15 protein-coding genes are annotated in these 19,953 nt (G+C 68.9%); 6 read left to right on the forward strand and 9 right to left on the reverse strand.

All coding sequences use genetic code 11. The features are described from left to right. The first annotated feature begins 309 nt into the window (after window positions 1-309). Complete coding sequence (locus DFR50_RS25485) at window positions 310-3,645, forward strand: PAS-domain containing protein (RefSeq protein WP_113892089.1); 3,336 nt, start codon at window positions 310-312, stop codon at window positions 3,643-3,645. A gap of 57 nt (window positions 3,646-3,702) precedes the next feature. On the opposite strand, the gene DFR50_RS25490 is transcribed toward DFR50_RS25485, so the two are convergent. Beyond that, window positions 3,703-4,500 (reverse strand): AraC family transcriptional regulator, encoded by a 798-nt coding sequence (locus tag DFR50_RS25490; protein ID WP_113892090.1) that lies wholly within the window; start codon window positions 4,498-4,500, stop codon window positions 3,703-3,705. A 92-nt stretch (window positions 4,501-4,592) separates the two neighbouring features. Between DFR50_RS25490 and DFR50_RS25495 the strand changes: the two genes are divergently transcribed. Beyond that, complete coding sequence (locus DFR50_RS25495) at window positions 4,593-5,216, forward strand: MSMEG_1061 family FMN-dependent PPOX-type flavoprotein (RefSeq protein ID WP_113892091.1); 624 nt, start codon at window positions 4,593-4,595, stop codon at window positions 5,214-5,216. Window positions 5,217-5,267: 51 nt separating this feature from the next. Here DFR50_RS25495 and DFR50_RS25500 read toward each other — a convergent pair whose 3' ends face one another. Beyond that, entirely contained in the window at window positions 5,268-5,831 is a 564-nt protein-coding gene (locus DFR50_RS25500; RefSeq protein WP_113892092.1) for a Yip1 family protein, read from the reverse strand. A 177-nt stretch (window positions 5,832-6,008) separates the two neighbouring features. Here DFR50_RS25500 and DFR50_RS25505 point away from each other — a divergent pair, with 177 nt between their 5' ends. After that, entirely contained in the window at window positions 6,009-6,881 is an 873-nt protein-coding gene (locus DFR50_RS25505) for a protein-methionine-sulfoxide reductase heme-binding subunit MsrQ (protein ID WP_113892093.1), read from the forward strand. A 140-nt stretch (window positions 6,882-7,021) separates the two neighbouring features. Here DFR50_RS25505 and DFR50_RS25510 read toward each other — a convergent pair whose 3' ends face one another. From DFR50_RS25510 to DFR50_RS25530, 5 genes are all read right to left on the reverse strand, one after another. After that, window positions 7,022-8,617: a carbohydrate porin gene (locus DFR50_RS25510; RefSeq protein WP_113892094.1), complete on the reverse strand. Its 1,596-nt coding sequence runs from the start codon at window positions 8,615-8,617 to the stop codon at window positions 7,022-7,024. Between the two features lie 551 nt (window positions 8,618-9,168). Beyond that, window positions 9,169-9,819: a PEP-CTERM sorting domain-containing protein gene (locus DFR50_RS25515; RefSeq protein ID WP_113892095.1), complete on the reverse strand. Its 651-nt coding sequence runs from the start codon at window positions 9,817-9,819 to the stop codon at window positions 9,169-9,171. Window positions 9,820-9,890: 71 nt separating this feature from the next. Beyond that, window positions 9,891-10,940 (reverse strand): YcjF family protein, encoded by a 1,050-nt coding sequence (locus DFR50_RS25520; RefSeq protein ID WP_113892096.1) that lies wholly within the window; start codon window positions 10,938-10,940, stop codon window positions 9,891-9,893. Then, entirely contained in the window at window positions 10,937-12,376 is a 1,440-nt protein-coding gene (locus DFR50_RS25525; RefSeq protein ID WP_113892097.1) for a YcjX family GTP-binding protein, read from the reverse strand. Before DFR50_RS25525 ends, DFR50_RS25520 begins: the two co-directional genes overlap by 4 nt. Before the next feature lie 64 nt (window positions 12,377-12,440). Next, the gene (locus tag DFR50_RS25530; RefSeq protein ID WP_113892098.1) at window positions 12,441-12,965 is read right to left on the reverse strand and encodes a SixA phosphatase family protein; all 525 of its coding nucleotides are present in this window, start codon (window positions 12,963-12,965) and stop codon (window positions 12,441-12,443) included. Between the two features lie 184 nt (window positions 12,966-13,149). On the opposite strand from DFR50_RS25530, the gene DFR50_RS25535 reads away from it, so the two are divergent. Further along, complete coding sequence (locus tag DFR50_RS25535) at window positions 13,150-13,689, forward strand: hypothetical protein (RefSeq protein WP_113892099.1); 540 nt, start codon at window positions 13,150-13,152, stop codon at window positions 13,687-13,689. Between the two features lie 33 nt (window positions 13,690-13,722). On the opposite strand, the gene DFR50_RS25540 is transcribed toward DFR50_RS25535, so the two are convergent. Then, window positions 13,723-15,051 (reverse strand): 8-oxoguanine deaminase, encoded by a 1,329-nt coding sequence (locus tag DFR50_RS25540; protein ID WP_113892100.1) that lies wholly within the window; start codon window positions 15,049-15,051, stop codon window positions 13,723-13,725. A 532-nt stretch (window positions 15,052-15,583) separates the two neighbouring features. Between DFR50_RS25540 and DFR50_RS25545 the strand changes: the two genes are divergently transcribed. Then, window positions 15,584-16,717 (forward strand): Hint domain-containing protein, encoded by a 1,134-nt coding sequence (locus DFR50_RS25545; protein WP_170153392.1) that lies wholly within the window; start codon window positions 15,584-15,586, stop codon window positions 16,715-16,717. A gap of 100 nt (window positions 16,718-16,817) precedes the next feature. On the opposite strand, the gene DFR50_RS25550 is transcribed toward DFR50_RS25545, so the two are convergent. After that, a complete protein-coding gene (locus tag DFR50_RS25550; RefSeq protein WP_170153393.1) occupies window positions 16,818-17,690 on the reverse strand; it encodes a metallophosphoesterase in 873 nt (290 codons plus the stop codon). A gap of 66 nt (window positions 17,691-17,756) precedes the next feature. On the opposite strand from DFR50_RS25550, the gene DFR50_RS25555 reads away from it, so the two are divergent. Continuing rightward, window positions 17,757-18,932, forward strand: coding sequence for a vWA domain-containing protein (locus DFR50_RS25555; RefSeq protein WP_113892103.1), 1,176 nt, complete (start codon window positions 17,757-17,759; stop codon window positions 18,930-18,932). Window positions 18,933-19,953: the final 1,021 nt, after the last annotated feature.

Below are 19,953 nucleotides of genomic sequence, written 5' to 3' on the forward strand. Positions count from 1 at the left end.
CTTCCGTCCGGCGCATCTCAGACCCCCCAAAGGGACCGACGCTACCGGACAGATCGTGCGCTACCTAAACCGGACATATCATGTGCTACCGACAGGCGCGGCCTGCTTCGTTGCGGGACGAGACAATCGTTTCTACAATTGGAAGCGCGGGAGGAAGCGGTCTTCCGACCGGGGTCGCCCAAGGGGCAAGCCATTGCATATCCAAACGGGGAGTTCGCGCTTTGACGCGCGTCAACGCGACGGCGCGCGCATTTCGCCCCTCGCCGCTTCGTCAACGCATCGTTGCGCCGACGGTCGAAGCCGTTTCGCATGACGGACAGCCTGCGCCAGTTCGTCGCGGAGGCTCCGAATGCGACGGCGATGTTCGACCGTGAGATGCAGTATCTGGCGGCGAGCCCGAGGTGGCTCGCCTGGTTCGGCCACCCGGCCTGCCCGATGGGCCGCAGCCATTACCACGACTTTCCCGGCAACCCCGAGGGTCTCGCGGCCGCGCACCAGCGCGGCCTCGCCGGCGCGACCGAGAGCGCCGACGACCTTCGCCCTCCCGGCGCCGACGGCCGCTCGCGGCCGGTCAGATGGCTCGTCCGCCCGTGGCGGGACGGAGAGGGGGCGATCGCCGGAATCGTCGTCGCCGGCGAGGACGTCGCCGACCGCGTCGTTTCGCAGGCGATGGCCGAGGATCTGGCGCGAGACGTGCGGTGGGCGGAGCGCTGCCTCGAGCAGGCGCTCGACGCGATTCCCGAAGGATTCGCGATCTATGACGCCGACGAGCGCCTGCTCGTTTTCAACAAGGCCATGCGGACGCTCTACCGGTTCGGCGACGGCGACATCCTCGCGGGCATGCGGTTCGAGGACCTCGTCCGCGCCGTGGCTGACCGGGGAATCTGCGACGAGGCGGCGCGCGACCGGGAAGCGTACGTCCGCGAGCGGCTGGAGCGGCATCGCAACCCGTGCGGCGCCGTCGAGCGCCGGCTCGCCGACGGGCGGTGGCTGCTCAGCGAGGAGCGCCGCACCCCCGACGGCGGGACCGTCGTGATCCGCACCGACATCACCGACCTCAAGACCCGCGAGCGGGAACTGGCGCGGAGGAACGCGCTCCTCGAAGCCACCTTCCGGAACATGGGCGAAGGGATCGGGGTGTTCGACCCGGACCGTCGCCTGATGGTCGCCCACGATGTCGTCGTTCGCCTGCTCGACGTGCCGCCCGAGCTGGTTCAGCCCGGCGTCCTGCTGGAGGACGTTACGCGATATCGCGCCGAGCGCGGCGATTTCGGCGATGTCGACGTCGAGTCGCTCGTGAACGGCCGGATCGAGGCGTTTCGCCAGCAAAAGCCCTGGCGGGTGACGACGCGGGGCCCCAAAGGACGCGTGATCGACACGCGGTTCGAGCCGATGCCCGGCGGCGGCGGCGTCTTGGTGTTCAGCGACGTCACCGAACGCGCCGACGCCGAAGCCGAGCTCGCCCGGCGCAATGCGCTGCTCGAGGCCACCTTCCAGACCATGGGCGAAGGGATCGCGGTCTTCGGTCCCGATCTCAGGCTCTCGGCCTTCAACCGGAACGCGGCGCTGCTGGTCGGCCTGCCGCCGGAGCTGGTCCGGCCGGGGGCGTCTTTCGCCGACATTGCGCAATCCTGCTGGGAACGCGGCGTTTTCCGCGACAGCGACGGCGACGCGGAGTCGTTCGTTCGCGAATCGACCGAGCAATTCCGGGCGCAAATCCGGTGGAGCCGAATCCTGTTCATGAACGGGCGCCTGACGGAAGTCCGGTTCCGCCCGATGCCGGACGGCGGCGGGGTCTACGTCTACAGCGACATCAGCGAGCGCGCGGCGTCGGAGGCGCGGATTCGGGAGGAAGAGGCGAAATTCCGCAGCCTGGTCGAACAGGACGTCGCGGGCGCGGTGATCGTCCGGGCCGACGGAACGATCGGCTATTGCAATCGCTGCTTCGCCGCCATGCTCGGGTTCGCGTCGTCGGAGGTCGTCGGCCGGCCGCTGCTCGATTTCGTGCCCGAGGCCGAACAGCCGGTCGTCGTGCGCCGCCTGAGTTCGCAACTGTTCGGCGCCGGCGCGACGGTCCAGATCGCCTCGACCGTTCGCGCGCGCGACGGAAGCATCGTCGATGTGCTGGTCAACGCCTCGAAATCGATGTTCCAGGGCGAGCCGGCGTCGATCGCCGTGGTTCTCGACGTCACTGCGCGCAATCGGGCCGAGCGCGACCTGTTGTCCGCCGCCGCGCTCCTCGCCGCGGTGCACGAGGCCTCGCCCGAGGGAATCCTGGCGGTCGATTTCCGATCGCGCATCCTGTTCGCCAACCGGCGCTACGCCGAGATTTTCGCCATCCCCGCCGATTTGCTCGCGCGTGGAGACGACCAAGCCGTTCGCGCCTACGCCGTCGCGCAATTGAGCGACGCGGAGGCGTTCTGGCGCGGCGCGCAGCACTACGACGACCATCCCGACGCGTCCGGGCGCGACGAAGTCGAATTCAGGGACGGCCGCGTGGTCGAGCGGACGACGGCGCCGTTCTACGGGTCCAATGGCGAGCGCCTGGGGCGGATCTGGTTCTTCCACGACATCACCCGGCGCCGCTCGATCGAGGACTCGCTGCGCGCCAGCGAGGAACGCTTCCGCATGCTGGTCGAGGAAGCGCCCGACGGGATTCTCCTTTACGACGCCGGCCAGAATCGTTTCATCGCCACGAACGCCGCCGCCGAGCGGCTGTTCGGCGTCCCCCGGGACGCGCTGCTCGAACGGGGGCCGCTGCCGTTCCTCACGCCGCAGCAGCCGGACGGACTGCCGATCGAAGCCTCCTTTGCGCGAAACAACCGGTGGGCCCTCTCCGGCAGGGAGGTCACGCACGAGCGGTGGATCCGCCAGCCTTCGGGCGAACAGCGAATCACCCACGTGACCCTGGTTCGCCTGCCGGGCAGCGCCCTCATTCGGGCGAGCATGGTCGACATCACCGAGCAGCGGGCGGCGGAGGCGAAACTGGCGGAGGTCCAGCGCGACCTGGTGAGCCGCCAGGAAGCCGTCCGGCAGCGGATCGCGCGGGAATTGCACGACAGCCTCGGTCAGTACCTGGCGGCGATCGCCATCAAGCTGGAACTGCTCGGCCGGACGACGCCGAACGTCGCCGCGATCGAGTCCGGCCTCGCCGACCTGAAGGAGCTGACGGCGACGGTCGGAGAGGAAGTCAGCCGCCTGGCATGGGAATTGCGCCCGATCGCGCTCGACGACATCGGCCTCGAACCGGCCATCCGCAACCTGGTCGACACCTGGGCCGGCCGGTCCGGGCTCGCGTTCGACTGTCACCTCGCCCTGAACGCGTCCCGGTTGCCGCCCCTCGTCGAGACCACCCTCTACCGGGTGTTGCAGGAAGCCATCACCAACGTCGTCAAGCACGCGAGGGCGAAGACGGTCGGCGTGATCGTCAAGGCGTCGCCCCGCGATGTGCTGATGATCATCGAAGACGACGGCGTGGGCCTCGATCTGGCGCAGAACGACCCGGCGTCGACGACCCGCCTGGGCCTCCTCGGCATTCGCGAGCGACTCGCCGCCATCAGGGGAAGCTTGCAGATCGAGTCGAAGCCGGGCGCCGGGACGACCCTGATCGTGCGCGCACGGTTCGACGCCGCAGCCGCCGCCTGACCGCGCAGGCGCGCCCCGGCCCGGGCGGATTGAGAGACTGTCGCCGCTGCGGGCCCGTCATCCCCTTCGGGCTTCAATCCCCCGACAGATTGGATGGGCGGTCGGCGTCGCGCCGAAGGTGCGGCGAAATAGAGCGATGAACCCGCTGACGCTGCTGTAGCCCAGGTCGAGCGCAATGGACGTGACGGAATGACCCTCCGCCAGCATCTCCAGCGCGCGCAGCAGCCGAGCGCGCTGCCTCCAGTCCATAAAACTGAGGCCCGTTTCCTGCGGGAAGCGGCGGCTGAGCGTACGCGGCGTGCTGCACGCCCACGCAGCCCATTCCTCGATGGTGCGACCGTCCTCGGGATGTTCCAGAAGCGCCCGCGCGATCCGCTGAAGGCGCGGATCGCGCGGCATCGGCAAGCCGAGGGCCTCGGCTGGGAGCCGGCCGATTTCATCGACGATCAGGTCGGCGATGCGTTGGCGAGCCACATCCCATCGGTCGTCCTCCCAGGCGGCGGCGCGCAAGATTGCTTCGCGCAGCAGCGGGGGCGCGAACACCGTGCGAGGTCGTTCCGGCAGGTCCCGGCACGCCGCCGGGGCGACATAGACGCTCCAACCGGCGCCGGGACCGAAACTCTGGCCGCCATGGAGCTGGTGCGGCGGCAGCCAGATCGCATGGCCCGATGGCACGACCCAGGCTTCGATATCCGTCAGGACGGTCACCACGCCACGGATGCAGCCGATCATCTGCCCGCGCGGATGACGATGGGCGGGCGTCGCGAACTCGGACTTGAGCGCGACGGAAAAGGCCGCGACGGTTGGCCCGTCCAGGTCATGGCCGATCAGGTCGGGCGGCTGACGATGAGGCATGGCGTGTAACTGCTATTCAATGGCGGCAGTAGCTTAGCGCGGCCAAGGCGATCGCGCTAACCGCAGCGCCTGGTTCATCCGAGGCCCTTCCCATGTCCAACATCGCGTCCTCCGTAACCGGCGCAGATCTCGATCGACTCTATGCGCCCCCTTCCGAGGCGATCCAGCGCGCCGTGCTGCCGCATCTCGTCCCCTTTCACGAGGCCTATATCGCCGCGGCGACCTTCCTGTGCCTCGCGAGCGGGAGCGCGCAAGGCCTTGACGCCTCGCCGCGCGGCGGCCCGGCAGGCTTCGTCAAAGTGGTCGACCCGCATCACGTCGCCTTCGCCGACTGGCCGGGAAATAACCGCATCGAGACGCTGCGCAATCTGCTTGCCGATGACCGGCTTGCGATGTTGTTTCTCTTCCCTGGGCTCGATGTTTTCCTCCGCATCAATGGCCGGGGCCGCGTCTTGACCGCCCCCGACCTGCTGGCCACGCTCAAGGAGGGCCAGAAGACGCCCAAGACAGCGATCCTGGTCGCGATCGAGCAGGTGCTGTTTCACTGCGGCAAGGCTATCAACCGGGCGCGGCTGTGGGACGAGACCTCGCGTATAGACCGGTCGCGCGTTCCATCCATCGGTCAGATGAAGACTGCACTGACGGGCGGGTCGCCGGCCGAGGCTGAGGTGGTGGACGCCCAGTACTGCGAGTCCGTCAGGAAAGATCTCTATTAGCCGGTTGCTTCCCTGCCGATCGGCTCGCGGAGGCAATGCCGCCGGAAAAGGTCAGACGATCGGCCCGACGAACGCCGAGAGGACGATCGACAGAATGACGGCCGAGACGACCGTGGCCAGCGCATACCCGAAGGTCCTGTCCGGCGGCGCCTTCATCAGGATCGGCAGCCCGAGCCAGAACACATAGACGGCGTAGAGGAGGGCGAGGAGCCGCAGGAAGCCGAGGCCGGGAACGAGGACGAACACGCCCGCCACCCACGCCGGCGTCATCGAATAAACAACGAGTTTCAATGCGTTCTGCGGGTTCTTTTGCGTAGAGAAATTCGGCGCGAGGCCGTCGACGACGACCGCCATGATGTAGAGCGCGACGAAGGTCGCGAGGTAGTGGACGATTCCGCCGAACAGGCTCGCGAAGAAGCCGTGGTGGACGTGGTGGAGCCGCGGCCCCCAGCCGAACGCGCCGTGGCGCAGGAAGGCGCAGACCGGCGGGATCGCGGCGAGAAAGGCGGCGTAATTGGAAAACAGAAACCCCACGTCGCCCGGTTCCGGCTCGATTCGCCGCCACTCCGCGGCCGGCGATAGAATCATGGCCCTGGCGCGCTCGAAGACATCCATGACGGCCCCCTTGCCGCGGCCGCAAAATGGTCCCTACGCCCCGCCGGCCGCCCGCGCGGGATTATAAGGCGCGTCGCCGCCCGGCGCCACGGGCGCCGCGGCGAAACAAACGCGCGCCCGCGTTCGTAAGGCTTCGGTGACGCTTGACCCGGCGCAATCCAACGATAGGCTTTTTCCATGATCCGCCTGAACGCGCCCTGGACCGAACGCAACGGCCGCTTCGCGCCGCTGAAGGCGGTCGTCTTCGCCGGACTGTTCGTTCCGGCGGCGTGGATCGTCTGGCTGGCGGCGACCGGGGCGCTCGATCCGAAGGTCGTGACGGAGATGATCCATCGCACCGGGACGTGGGCGATCCGCTTTCTCCTGTTGTCGCTCCTTGTCACGCCGCTGATGCGCGCGGCGCGCTACCCCAAGTTCGTCGCCGTCCGGCGCATGGTCGGGGTGGCGGCCTTCGCCTACGCCTCGGCCCATCTCGCGCTGTTCGTGGTCGACAAGCACTACAACCTCGCGGTCGTGGCGAGCGAGATCGCGCTGCGCTTCTATCTGACGATCGGCTTCGTCGCATGGCTGGGCCTCGCGGCGCTCGCCGCCACCTCGACCGACGCCATGATCAAGCGGCTGGGGACGAAATGGCGGACGCTCCACGCGCTCGTCTACGCCATCGGCGTCCTCGCGCTGCTGCACTTCATGATCCAGGCCAAGGCCGACGTGACCGAGCCGGTGATCATGATCGGGCTGTTCCTCGTCCTGATGTTGTTCCGCGCCGTGCTGAAGCGGGGAGCGCCGGCCTGGGCCGCGGCGCTCGCCGCCGCCGCGCTCGCGCCGCCGCTGACGGCGCTGATCGAGGCCGGCTGGTACGCGCTCGTCCGCCACATCCCGTTTCGGGAAGTCCTGGACGCCAATGTCGATCCGGACATGGCGTTCCGACCGTCGGCCTACGTCCTGGCGGGCGGCGCGGCGCTGCTGGCCGTTGCGGTCCTGCGCAGAAGTCCGGCGCCCAGGCGCGTCCCGGCGGCGGTCGCTCGTTCGGCGCCGTCGGGGGTCCGGTGACGGCGCGCTTGCGCCGACGCCGTCAGGACCTCGGCGGAGGCGGCGAGCCGTCCACTCGATCGCCGCGACGGGGGCGCATCGGACCCCCCCCCCTTGTGGAAGCGCGCCCCGGTCCGCGGCGCCGATGCGCCGGTCGGCGGTCAGAACGTGATGGTGGTGCGCAGACCGATCACCAGTTCGTTCTTGATTGTCTGGTTCGGCGCATCCGGGTTGGCGAGGCCGGCCCCGGGGTTGACGATGTACTGGACGTCGGGCTGGACCTGCCACGCCGGCAGGATCTGCGCCTGGTAGGTGGCCTCGAGAAACGTCTCCGCCCCGCGCACGGGGGTGTAGACCGTCGGCTGGAAGACCTGCATCTGCCGGTCGTAATTCGATGCGCCGGCGCTCACCCGCGCCACGCCGAAGCCGAGGCCGAACACGTCGTTGTCGCGCCCCGGCAGCGGATCGTGCAGGGTGAGGCCGCCGTTGATGGCGAAGCCGATCGGATTGCGGTCCTGAAGCGTTGTCATCTCCGCCCGCAGGAAGGCGCTGACGGAGCGGTTCGGGTCGCCCGCGCGCCAGATCATCTGATCCGCGGCGGCGTAGATCGAATAGTTGCCCTGCTTCTTCGCGGGAACCCCGTCGCTCGCGGGGTCGGCGAGCGGGACGCCCATATTGTCGGACTGTTGACTGTTGAAGTCCTCGCTGTCCCACCAGGCCCCGATCTTGTACGTGCCGGGAAGCGGGCCGTCGGCCGGCGTCTTTCCCGACGAATCGGCTGCGGGAACCGTATATTGCAACTCGGCGATCGCGAGCACGCCGGTGTTGAGCGGAAAACTCACGCCGTTGGGATTGCTCAGCGGCGTGTTGGGGGAATTCAGCGGAATCGGGCTGCCGTTGAAGACGCCGGCCATGATGGTGACGGCGTCGGTCGGGCGCCCGCGAGCGCGGACGCCGAGGCCGGCGAGGGGATAGGCGGGTCCGCCGCCGGTCAGATTCGCCGACGGCAGCATCGGCCAGCCCATCACCGAGTTCAGGAAGTAGCCGGCATTCTGGCTCATCATGAATTCGTTGTCGAGGCTCTGCTCGCCGACCTTGACGTCGAATCGGGGGCCGAAATTCTGCTGCCACCAGAGCTCCCAGAGCCGGATCGAGGCGAAGGCCTCGAGACCGCTGACGGTCTGCAGGTTCATCAGATTGGAGGGGCTGAGGGCGCCGCCCCAGATGTGAAAGCCGCTGACGCTGACGATGCCGCCGGGGAGACCGAACAGCGGCTTCGTATCGAGCTGAACTTGGGCGGTGGTGACGCCGTTGACCTCGAAACCCTGGCGGACGCCGCCGGTCAGGTTGCCGAACGTCTCCGCCTCCTCGGAGAGTTGTACGGAGATTCCGTATTTGCCGAGCGCGGGCCGCAATCCCCCGAGGTCGCCGAGCAGGTCGGCGTTCTGCCAGTCGCCGCTCAAGACGCCCCACGGACCCGGGCTCGCCGCAGGCGCCGAGGGGGTCGCGGTCGCCTCAGAGGCCTGGGCGCGGAAGCGCCGGTCGGGCGCCGCCTCAGCGGAAAGGGCGGGGAGGACCGGAAGGGAAGCGGACGCGTCCGCCGCCGGTATCCCGGTGGCCGGAAGCGTCGAGGCGCTGCCCGGCGTCGCATCCGCCGCCGGGGCGGCCTCCGCGGCGCTGGCGAGGAACGCCGCGGCGAATACCGGGAAAAGCGCCGCCGCTGCTCGCGAAACCGAAGAGGGGCGAGCGCCAGACATCTGTCGTCGTAACAAGAACACCTCGAACTCCTGGGTCCGCCGGGCGAGCCGGGGGCGCGCAGGCGAAGTCGATTCGTTTCCGGGATAGTCCCCCCGCAAAACCGTCAGATGACAGTCCGCGGACGATGGAGAATCGAGACCGCTCCGCTCCGGGTCAAGTCGCCGCGCGCCGCCGAGTTGACCAGGTCGAGCCGACGCACGCCGCATCTCCGGCCGGCGACTTCGGCGATCATCAGCCCATCCTGCGCTCATCCGTGCCGGGATGCGCCAGGCGATGCCTTGGCCGAGCCGCTGGACTCCGTCGGGAGGGCGCGGCCATCGAGAGGGTCGAAGCGGACGAGGCTGCCGAGCGCCGCCCGAAATTACGAACTGGCGCGCGCCGAAGCGGCGCCGTAGGTCTGCGCGGTCAACCCGGCGCGCCGCCGCCACGACCATCATGGAACGCGCCCGACAGGGACGCATCCCACGCCGCAGCGGCGATGACCGAAGGCCGACAGCGTCGAACGGGCCGCCCCACGGCGACCCGTTCTGACGTCCATCGGCGACGCATGCTACGCGGCGAGGGCGCCGCTCCGGCGCGACGACCGATAGCTGGCGAAACCGAGGCCGGCGAAACCCGCAAGCAGCATCGCCCAGGTCGAGGGTTCGGGAACCGCAGTCGTGCTTCCCGTCTGCGTCGGGACGACGATTGGCGAGCCGCCGTTCACGGTGTACTTAAGGTTCAAGGTGACCGAGGTGTTGACCTCCAGATTGGCGCCGGACCCGGTGTAAGTCGATGTGCCGCTGGTAGGCAAACTGGTGCTTCCCGTGACCACGATCGCATCGGTCCCGATCGTCGACTGAAACGTGCCGGAGTCGAAGGCGACCGTATACTGGCCGTCCACAACCGGATTGGCCAGTCCGGCGACGGTGACCTCGAATTGGCCCGGGAGATCGTATGTCGTTCCGCTCACAGTCGCGATGAGCTCGGCGTTATAGTTGAAGAGAGAGCCGGTGTGGCCGACGAGGTCGAAGTCGCCGAACGCAAGGCTGATGGTTCCAAAGGCGCTTGAAAACGATGGGCTGAGGTTGACGATGCTGCCGGCAGGGAAAGGGTCGCCAGGGGTTGCGACCGCGGCGGCGGAAGCTGCAGACGCGGCGGCGGCGAAAGCCAACGCAATGACAATTTTCCGGCTGACCGGTCCAATCCATTGAGAATTCATGATGTTTCCCCTTAGATGGAAAATGACCTCAGTAATTTATCAAAACCGATGACCGCGTCAACATTGTAGAGTTATTCTTTCTTGCCGCCGAACAGGAACGGCGCGACGTCTTTGACGCCCGGCGGCTTCGTCACCGCGAACGGGGCGGGGCGGCAGACGGCGAGCGCCGACAGGCCGACGCGGGCGGTGAGCAGGCCGTTCAGCACGCCTTCGCCCATCTTGGCCGAAATGCGCGAGGCGATGCCGTGGCCGACGATCTGCTGGATCAGGCTGTCGCCGACCGCCATGCCGCCGGTGATCGCGATATGGGCGCCGATCGAGCGGGCGAGTTTGACCAGGCCGAGCAGCCCCGGGCGGCCGCCGTAGATTTCCGCGATCCGCCGCACCAGCCGGATGATCTGGGCGATGACGAAGATCACGTCGAGGATCGCGCGCGGGCTGATGGCGGTGACGACCGACACCGCCTTGGCGGCCTTGGCGATCTCCGCCTGGGCGCGCTCGTCGAGGGGCCTGAGGAGCGCGCGCTCGGCGACGTCGACGAGGTCGCGGCCGTCGATGATCGCGGCCGCGGCCTCCTGCACCTGGGCGCGGGCGCGCGCGGTCTCCGGCCGGTCGCGATAGAGCGCGACCAGCCTCGAAACCAGCCGCCGCGCGGCGTCGCGGTCGTCGGCGGCGCGCGCCGCGGCGAAGGCGATGTGCATCTCGGCGATCTTCGTCTGGCGCGAGACGGCCAGAACCTCGCGGGCGATCAGGCCGACAAGCCCGATCGCGAACAGGGCCGCGAAGACGAGGCCGACGACGCCGAGCGTCTCGGCCTTGGCGAACAGCCCTTCGATCAGGTTGGTGGTCCACAGGCCGAGCGCCAGCGACACGAGGCCGCCGAGGCCGGTCCACACGATCGTCGTCAGCTTGAGTCGGAAACGCGCGAGGAGGCCGGATCTTTGCGCAGCCTCGACCTCGAGTTCGGCTTCGTCGACGCCGGGCGGGGCGCTCGCGGCCGGGATGGGATCGTTCTGCGACTGGATGAACGCGGCCGGGGCGAGCGGGACGGGGCCGTCGTCGACGGCGACGCGTGCGTCGTCGAGGCGGAAGGCGCGGGGGCGGGGAGGGCGCTCGGTCATGCCAGTCGGTCGCCGATCAGGAATTGCAGGGCGCGGTCGAGCCGGATCTGCGGGGCGGGCTGCCCACGCTGGAGGAGCGGCGGTCGAAACCGAACGAAGCGCCAGTCGTTGTCCGCCTCGGGCAGCGCGATCGCGTCGCCCTCGAAGATCGCGGCCGGGTCCTCAGGCAGCTCGCCCGGAAACACCGCGGCTTCGGCGACGCCGTCGAAAATCTCGCCGCCGATCGTCTCGCCCTTCTGCGGCACGCCGATGATCGCCTCCAGCGTCTCGGAATGATGGCGGATCTCGGCCTCCCGCGTCGCCCGGATCGCGGCCATCGCGATCACGTCGATTTCCGCCCCCACCCCCTCCGCGCGCGCGATCGCCTTGGCGGTGAGCAGGCGCAGGATCGCCTCGAGCCGGTCGTGGCTCGTGTGGTGCAGGTGGTCGGCCTTAGTGGCGGCGAACAGGATCTTGTCGATGCGCGGGCGGAAGATCGAGGCGAGCGACGACGAGCGCCCGGCGCGGAAGGCGCCGAGCACCTCGCTGAGCGCGTTCTCGAGGTCGGCGAGCGCCGCCGGCCCCGAGTTCAGCGCGGTCAGCGCGTCGACCAGCACGATCTGGCGGTCGAGCCGGGCGAAATGGTCGCGAAAGAACGGCTTCACCACGAAGGTCTTGTAGGCCTCGTAGCGGCGCTCCATCATCGCGCCCATCGTGCCGGGCGCGATCATGTCGCCTTCGATCGGAACCGGCGCGAAGGTCAGCGCCGGCGAGCCTTCGAGGTCGCCGGGCATGAGAAAGCGCCCGGGGGGCAGGGTCGAGAGGGCGTAGACGCTCTCCCGCGCGCGGCGCAGGTAGGCGGTGAACCGTTCCGCGATGGCGCGCGCGCTGTCCTCGTTCGCCTCGGCGTGCGGATCGAGGCCGGCGATGGCGGCGCGCCAGTCGGCCGACAGCGGCGCCCGGGCGCGCGTCTCGCTGGCGACCAGCGTTTCCTGCGCCCAGGTGGCGTAGGCCTTGTCGAGCAGCGGCAGGTCGAGCAGCCATTCGCCCGGATAGTCGACGAGATCGATGGCGAGGCTCGCGTCACGGCCGCCCCAGCGGTTGGCGCTCTCGAACTCGATCGTCAGACGGAGCTGCGAGATGCGCCGGGTCGAGCGCGGCCAGCAGCGGTCCGGTCCGGCGAGGCTCGCCATGTGGTCCTCGTAGGCGAAGCGCGGCACGGCGTCGTCGGGCTGCGGCTCGAGGCGGGCGCGCGCAATCCGCCCTTCGGCGGAGGCCGCGAGCACCGGAAGCCGCACGCCGGCGAGCAGATTGCTGACGAGCGCCGTCAGGAACACCGTCTTGCCGGAGCGGGAGAGGCCGGTCACGCCGAGGCGCAGGCCGCCGCCCGAGAAATAGTCGCCGAGCGAGCGGGCGATGAGCGCCGCCTCGAACGCGAGATCGGAGAGAAAAGACAAGACGCATCCGCGTTTCAAGTGTCAGCCGCGCCTATGTAGGGCGCGCGCCGGGGTTTGGACAGGGTCAGTCCGTCTCGGCCTCGAGCTCCGCGGGGGTCAGGAACCGGGCGAGCAGTCCGCGCCCCGGATCGATGTCGTCCCACGCGGCGACGTCGAAATCGATCACCGCGACGGCGCAGGTCGGGAATTTGTACGCCAGGCGGCGCAACTCCGGATGGGCGCCGGTCCCGGCCAGACGGGCCGCGAGCTCGCCGATTCCCGGGTTGTGGCCGACGAGGCCGACGCAGTCGACCGAATCGGACAGGGCGCAGGCGCGGGCGAACAGCATGTCCTTCGTCGCGTCGTAGAGGCCGATCTCCTCCTGCAGCTCGACCCGGCGCGGCCAGTGCGCGGCAAAAATCTCGGCGGTCTGCTTGGTGCGCAACGCGCCCGAGTGGATCAGCACCGCCGGCGCCGGCTCGCTCGCGACAAGAGCCGAGACGATTCGGCAGGCGTCCGCCCGCCCTCGACTGGTGAGGGCGCGCTCGTAATCGTCCTGGCCTACGCCGGGCTCGGCTTTGGCGTGACGGATCAGATACAGGCGGCGCATGGGCGGAGATTGCGACGGCGGTTTTTCATTCGTCAAGGCGGCAATATGCAGCAGGGGCGCGTGGTCGGGTGCGGACGACACCGGACCCCGGCCGGCGGGCGAATCCGAGTCGCTCCCGAAGAGGTCGCGTTCGCGGGGCGCGCCTGCTAGATTGCAGGCTGTGAAGTGCGGTCAGGAGCGTGTCATGCGGCGTTTCGGGCTTTCGCTCGCAGTTCTCGTGGGCGCGGTCGCGGCGGCGGGCGCACAGCAGAACAGTCCGAACACGCCGCCGGGGGGCGGCGTCGAGCGCACCGGGCCACGAAGCGGGACCGCGCCGCAAGGCGGCGCCACGCCCCGGAGCGGCGGCGCGCCCGAGAGCGGCGGCGCGCCGCAGACCGGCGGGCTCAAGGGCGCCTTCGGCTCGCCCGAATCGGCCACCGGCGGCCTGCGGGGCGTCTACGGTCCGCCGGCGTCCGGCGTCGGCCAGCTGCGCGGCGTGTACGGGCCGCCCCAGTCGCCCGCGCCTGCGCCCCTCTCCTCGACGCTCGCCGGTTCGAGTTCCTCAAACTCGGGCAGCGTTCCCAACATCTCGTTGCCGGGCAAGGCGACGGAGGGCCAGACGCTGCCGGAAGGGTCCACGCCGAGTCCGATGCCCGACCGGCCCGGCTACGGCCGCGCCATGGTCAACGACCGTCCCGCGATCATCGATCTGAACGACAACCGCATCGTGCAATTCACCGATTGACCGCATTTGGCGGCCGGACCGAGGGGACCTCCATCAGGCGAAATCCTTCGCCGCCGCCTTGTGCTCGGCGATCAGCGCGCCGAGGTCGAGACCGACCACCGCGCCGTCGACCACCCGCCAGGCGCCCGCGACCATCACCCGGTCCGCCCGATGGGCGCCGCACAGAACCAGCGCCGCCAGGGGATCGTGGGCGCCGGAAAAACGCGGCTCGTCGAGGGTGAAGAGCGCGAGGTCGGCCTCGCAGCCCTCGACGATGCGGCCGACGTCCGGGCGTCCGAGACAGCGCGCCGAGCCTTCCGTCGCCCAACGCAGCACGTCGAGATGCGTCACCCGGTCGGCGCCGTAGCGCAGCCGGCCGATCATCAGCGCGTGGCGCGCGGCCTCCATCATGTTCGACGAATCATTCGAGGCCGAACCGTCGACGCCGAGCCCGAGCGGCGCGCCCGCCGCCTCGAGTTCGCAGGTCCGGCAGATTCCCGAGGCCAGCACCATGTTGGAGGCGGCGCAATGGCAGACGCCCACTCCGGCGCGCCCGAGCCGCCCGATCTCCTCGGCGGTGAAGTGGATGCCGTGCGCGAGCCAGACCCGGCGCGACATCCATCCGGTCTCCTCCAGAAGGTCAACCGGTCTCAGGCCGTACATCCGCAAGCAGAACTGCTCCTCGTCGTCGGTCTCGCAAAGATGCGTGTGAAGCTGGCAGTCGTAACGTTCCGCGAGCCGGGCGCTCTCGGTCATCAGCCGCTTCGAGATCGAGAACGGCGAGCAGGGCGCGAGCGCGATGCGGATCATCGCGCCGTCCTTGGGGTCGTGGAACAGCTTCAGGACGCGCTCGCTGTCGGCGAGAATCGTGTCCTCGTCCTGAACCACGCTGTCGGGCGGCAGGCCGCCGTCCTTGGCCGACAGGTTCATCGAGCCGCGCGACACCGTCATCCGCACGCCCAGGCCGAGCGCTTCCTCGACCGCGATGTCGACCGCGTCCTCGAGCCCCGCCGGATAGAGGTAGTGATGGTCGGCCGCGGTCGTGCAACCCGACAGGAGAAGCTCGGTCAGCGCCATGCGCACGGCGAGGCGCAGATGCTTCGGCTTCAGCCGCGACCAGATCGGATAGAGCGCGACCAGCCAGGGAAAGAGCTTCTGGTTGATCGCGGCGGGATGGGCGCGGGTGAGCGTCTGGTAGAAGTGATGGTGGGCGTTGACGAGGCCGGGCAGCACGACATGGCGCGAGGCGTCGAACACCGCGTCGACGCGCTCGGGGACCTGGCCCCGCCCGACCCGCCCGGCGATTGTCGTCCCCTCGACGATCACGCCGCGCTCAGCGCCGTCGGCGAAAATGGCGAGGGGGTCCTTGATCCAGGTGCGCATGGCGTTCCGGTCGGTTTCGAGGAGCCCTGGCGCTCCGACGCGCGGCCCCGTTTCAATCGCCCTCGTGGCGCCATCGCAAGGGCGGCGTCAAGTTCCCGCCCGGCAGACCGGTGCCGAGACAAGCGAAAAGCAGCGCCGACGGAAGCGGTTTCACGCTCCGCTGGCTTGTGGTTATCGCTGTAAATTTTCTTCGCAATGACCTTGTCAGCTACGGAACAAATTGTCACAATCGTGTGATCGGCCTTGAGGTCAGCTACAGAACGAGGGGGATATTATGCCGGCGGACGAAATTTACGATATCACGTTCAACAACGTTCAATTCACCAACCTCTCCTCGGGGGATCTAGCGTACCTTAACGGGACTATCGAGGTCGACTATACTAATCCGTCCATGACAGGCACGCTGACAGCGACGGTCAGCACTCCAGTCTCATCTCAGTCGTATGTTTTTTCGTCTTTTTCGTCGGATGTTCACTCAGTTGCCACGACGGCGTCGTCAACCTCCTATTCCACTGGCGTGCCGACCGGAGCTTTGAGCTTTTCATACAACGGCGTAAGTCCGACGTTTCTGTACTCGGGCTCCGTCACCACGTATTCGCCGGTCAACGAGACCTTCGGGAGTCCGTCGGGTTCGCTGACCTCGACCCCCGTCTGCTTCGCCTCCGGGACGCTGATCCGCACGCCGCATGGCGACGTCCGGGTCGAGTCCCTGTCCGCCGGCGACATGGTGCTGACCGCGTCCGGCGAGCGCCGCCCGATCAAGTGGATGGGCCACCGCCGGTTCCGCCGCGACTTCGCGGGGCGCAAGCACGAAGTCGTCCGGATCGCGGCGCACGCCTTCGGGCCGGACCGCCCCTCACAGGACCTCGTCGTCTCGCCCGGCCACGCGATCTGCCTCGACCTGATCGGCGAGGTGCTGATCCCGGCGATGCATCTGGTCAACGGCGCGACGGTCACGCGCGAATGGCGCGACGTCGTCACGCTGTGGCACGTCGAACTCGACAGCCACGACGTCCTCGTCGCCAACGATCTCCCGGCCGAGAGCTACCTTGCGATGGGCAACCGCGGCTTCTTCGAGGAGGCCGGCGCGACTTTGGACTCGTTCGACGAGGGCAAGGACACGACGCATGCGGATTTTTGCCGGCCGGTCATCGCCAAGGGCCCGGGGCTGGCTTTCGTTCGCGAACGCCTGACGGAGCGCGCGCGGTCGTTCGGCTGGACGCCCTCCCACGACGACGACCTGCGCCTCGTCGTCGACGGCGAGATCCGCCGGCCGGCCGGGGCAAACACTGCCGAGACGTTCGTGTTTCCGGCCGAGGCGCTCGACATCAGACTTGTGTCGAACACCCACGTCCCCAAAGATTTCGGCGTTCAGGACGGCAGAACGCTCGGCGTGCATCTGCTCGGGCTCGTGTTTTCCGCCGGCGGCGAGACACGCGAGATCGCGGTCGATGACCCGCGGCTCCGCGACGGCGTCCATGCCGTCGAGCCGAGCGGGCTCCGCTGGACGACCGGAGAGCTCGTTCTCGACCCGGAACTCTGGAAGGGATTGTCCGGCGACGTCTCCCTCCGCCTGACCCGCCGGCGCGGCGGCCCCCGCAAGTGGATCGCCCCGGCCGCGGAACCGGCGCCCGCGGCCCGTCCGCGGCTGTACGCTGTCGGCTGAGTCGCGAACGGGATTTCGACCGCCGCGAAAGAGCCCGGAGCCGTCCCTTCCCGGACGGCTCTGGTTTCCGCGCTCGCCCGCCGCTTTCGCGCCCCGCCGGTCAGCCGTGCGCCCGGCCCAGCATCGCGTTGGTCGGCCCGAGCGCGGTCAGCACCTTGACCTCCGATCCGCGGAACACGCCCATCTTGGCGAGCCCGGTCTTGCCCGAGCCGGCGTCGAGGTTGAGCCGGAAGTCGCGGATCTGCGCCTCGTGCGAAGGATTCGGACGGGCGTCGTTGGGCGTGTGCCCGTGCACGACGAAATAGCCGCTGAAGCCGCCGGGGCCGGGCGAGGCGTCGAGGAACGGCCAGCGCACCCAGGCCCAGTGCCGGTCCTCCTCCATCTGGTCGAGCGGGGTGTTCCAGGGCAGGGCGAGGAAGCGTTCGAGGTCGACGGTCGGGTTGACGCCGGCGTGGACGAACAGGACCGCGTCCGAGCGCCAGTTCGCCCGCAAGCCCTCGAGCCAGGCGCGGATCCGCTCGGGAAGCGCGACGCGGATCATGGTCAGAAGCTCTTCCGGGTCGATCGGCCTGACCTCGAAATTCAGGAACTGCCGCACCACCGCGCCGCCGCCGTTGCGCAGCCAGTTGGCGAGCGCCGCGAGCGCGGCGTCCCACGGCGTGCGCGGATCGAGGGCGAGCCGCATCATCGTCTCGTGGTTGCCCATGAGCCCGATCGCTTCGCTCGCGCCGACGCGCGCGCCCGCCGCGAGCGCGAGATCGACCGTCCCGAGGCTGTCGGGGCCGCGGTCGATCAGGTCGCCGAGGAAGACGAGCGCCCGCTTCTGCCGCCGCCGCGGCTCGCGCGCGGCCTCGTCGATCAGCGCGTGGAGAAGATCGGTGCGGCCGTGAATGTCGCCGATGGCGAACACTTCCGTGTCCGCAGCGACGGACCTCGGCAGGGCAAAAGTCTCGCGCTCGACGACGGCCGCCATGACGTCCCCTATCCCGGCCGCGCGCGGCATTGCAAGTCCAACGCGCCGCGCGCTAGCATCGGATCCATGTTTCTCACCTTCTTCGCCAACCTGCGCCAGGCGCACGTCCCGGTCACGCCGCGCGAATATCTCGACGTCATGCGGGCGCTCGAGGGCGATCTCGCCGACCGGTCGGTCGACGAGTTCTATCGTCTCTCGCGCGCGCTCCTCGTCAAGGACGAGCGCAACCTCGACAAGTTCGACGTGGTGTTCGCCTCGACCTTCAAGGGGGTTCTCTCGCTCGCCGCGGCGGTCGAGGCGCAAGAGCTGCCGGAGGAATGGCTGCGGCGCATGGCCGAGCGCTTCCTCAGCCCCGAGGAGCGGGCCGAAATCGAAAAACTCGGCTTCGACAAGCTGATGGAGACGCTGCGCCAGCGCCTCGCCGAGCAGAAGGGGCGCCACCAGGGCGGCTCGAAGTGGATCGGCACCGGCGGCACGTCGCCGTTCGGCGCCTACGGCGACCACCCCGAGGGCGTGCGCATCGGCCAGGACAAGGGCCGGCGCGGCAGCGCGATCAAGGTGTGGGACAAGCGCGAGTTCCGCGACTTCGACGGCGACGCCGAACTGGGCCCACGCAACATCAAGCTCGCGCTCCGGCGCCTCAGGCGGTTCGCGCGCGAGGGCGCGGCCGAGGAGCTCGACCTCGACGGCACCATCCGCTCGACCGCCGACCGCGGCTACATCGACGTCAAGCTCAGGCCCGAGCGGCGCAACGCCGTCAAGGTGCTGCTGTTCCTCGACGTCGGCGGCTCGATGGACTGGCACGTCGAGGCGGCCGAGCAGCTGTTCTCCGCAGCGCAGAGCCAGTTCAAGCGGCTCGAGCACTTCTATTTCCACAATTGCCTGTACGAGAGCGTATGGAAGAACAACCGCCGCCGTTACGAGGAGCGGATCGCCACCCGCGACCTCCTGAACGCCTACGGGCGCGACTATCGCGTCGTGTTCGTCGGCGACGCGTCGATGAGCCCGTACGAGATCGTGTCGCCGGGCGGCTCGGTCGAGCACCTCAACCCCGAGCCCGGCCGGGTCTGGCTCGAACGCGCCTTCGCGACCTGGCCGCGCACGGTGTGGATCAACCCGACCCCCGAGCCGCACTGGGCCTATTCGCAATCGACCCAGATCATCGCCGACATTCTGCAGCGGCGGATGTTTGCGCTGACGCCCGACGGGGTCGAGGCGGCGATGAAGGCGCTCGCGCACTGACCGCGGCCCGGGCCGGTTTTGTGGGTTTTCAAAGGCTTGCGCGGGAATTTTCGGGCGACTGGCGACTGCAACGCCCGAGCCGGCGCCGGGCGCGTACGCTTCTTAGACGCGACCCCAAGGATTTCAACGCCTCGAACGCCAAAACCTGTCACGTGGTAACTCCCAAGCCGGCAGCGAACAGCGCCGTCATCGCGAGCGAAGCGAAGCGATCCAGGGCCGCTGGGCCGCTGTCGCGCCCTCTGGTCGTCCCGCCGCCCTTCGTTGCGAGCAGAAGACGGAGCGATTTTTTTCCGCCGTAAGCAACCGGCGGCATAGGTTGCTTCGTCGCTTTGCTCCTCGCAAAGACGGGGTTGGGAGTTACGTCACGTGGCAACACCCCCGTCATCGCGAGGAGCGACCCCCGGACTTGGATCCAGACTTGGATCCGGGGGGACGTGGCGATCCAGGCGGGCGGGGCCAAGGTCTGCCGTATGCCCCGCGTCGCCGCGCTTCAACGTCGGCGCAGGCGGCCCCTGGATCGCCGCGTCGCCCTTCGGGCTCCTCGCGAGGACGGCGGGCAGCGTCATCGCCCCCGCCTCGGCGTCGACGACCGCCGTCATTCCAAGGTGCGCCTAGGCTTGGCAGTTACGTTCGCCTGTCGGCCTTGGCTGTCACGGTGGGCGCCGTCATTGCGAGCCGAAGGCGGAGCAATCCACACGGCTTTGACGCTGTTTTGGCCCGTGCATCGCTACGTCGCTTGGCTCCTCTCGATGACGGCGAGGAGGCGACCTGGTCCGCCTGCGACGCTCGGGTTCATGCGCACGATGCGCAGAATCCCGTCGGCGCGCGGCGCGTCGCGCCCGCGGCCCCCGTGTCGCGAGCGTCCCGGAAGATGAACATCTCAAACAGCCGTCCGGCCTGTCCGTATTCCTGTCGAAGGACGCCGACCCCAACATCTGCACGTTAGCACAGTTTTCGGTTTTACGGAAGAAATTGCCGCGCCTCCTGCGTCCACCGGCGTCCAATCCCGCGGCCGTCCTCC

The organism is Roseiarcus fermentans (assembly GCF_003315135.1).
GTDB lineage: Bacteria > Pseudomonadota > Alphaproteobacteria > Rhizobiales > Beijerinckiaceae > Roseiarcus > Roseiarcus fermentans.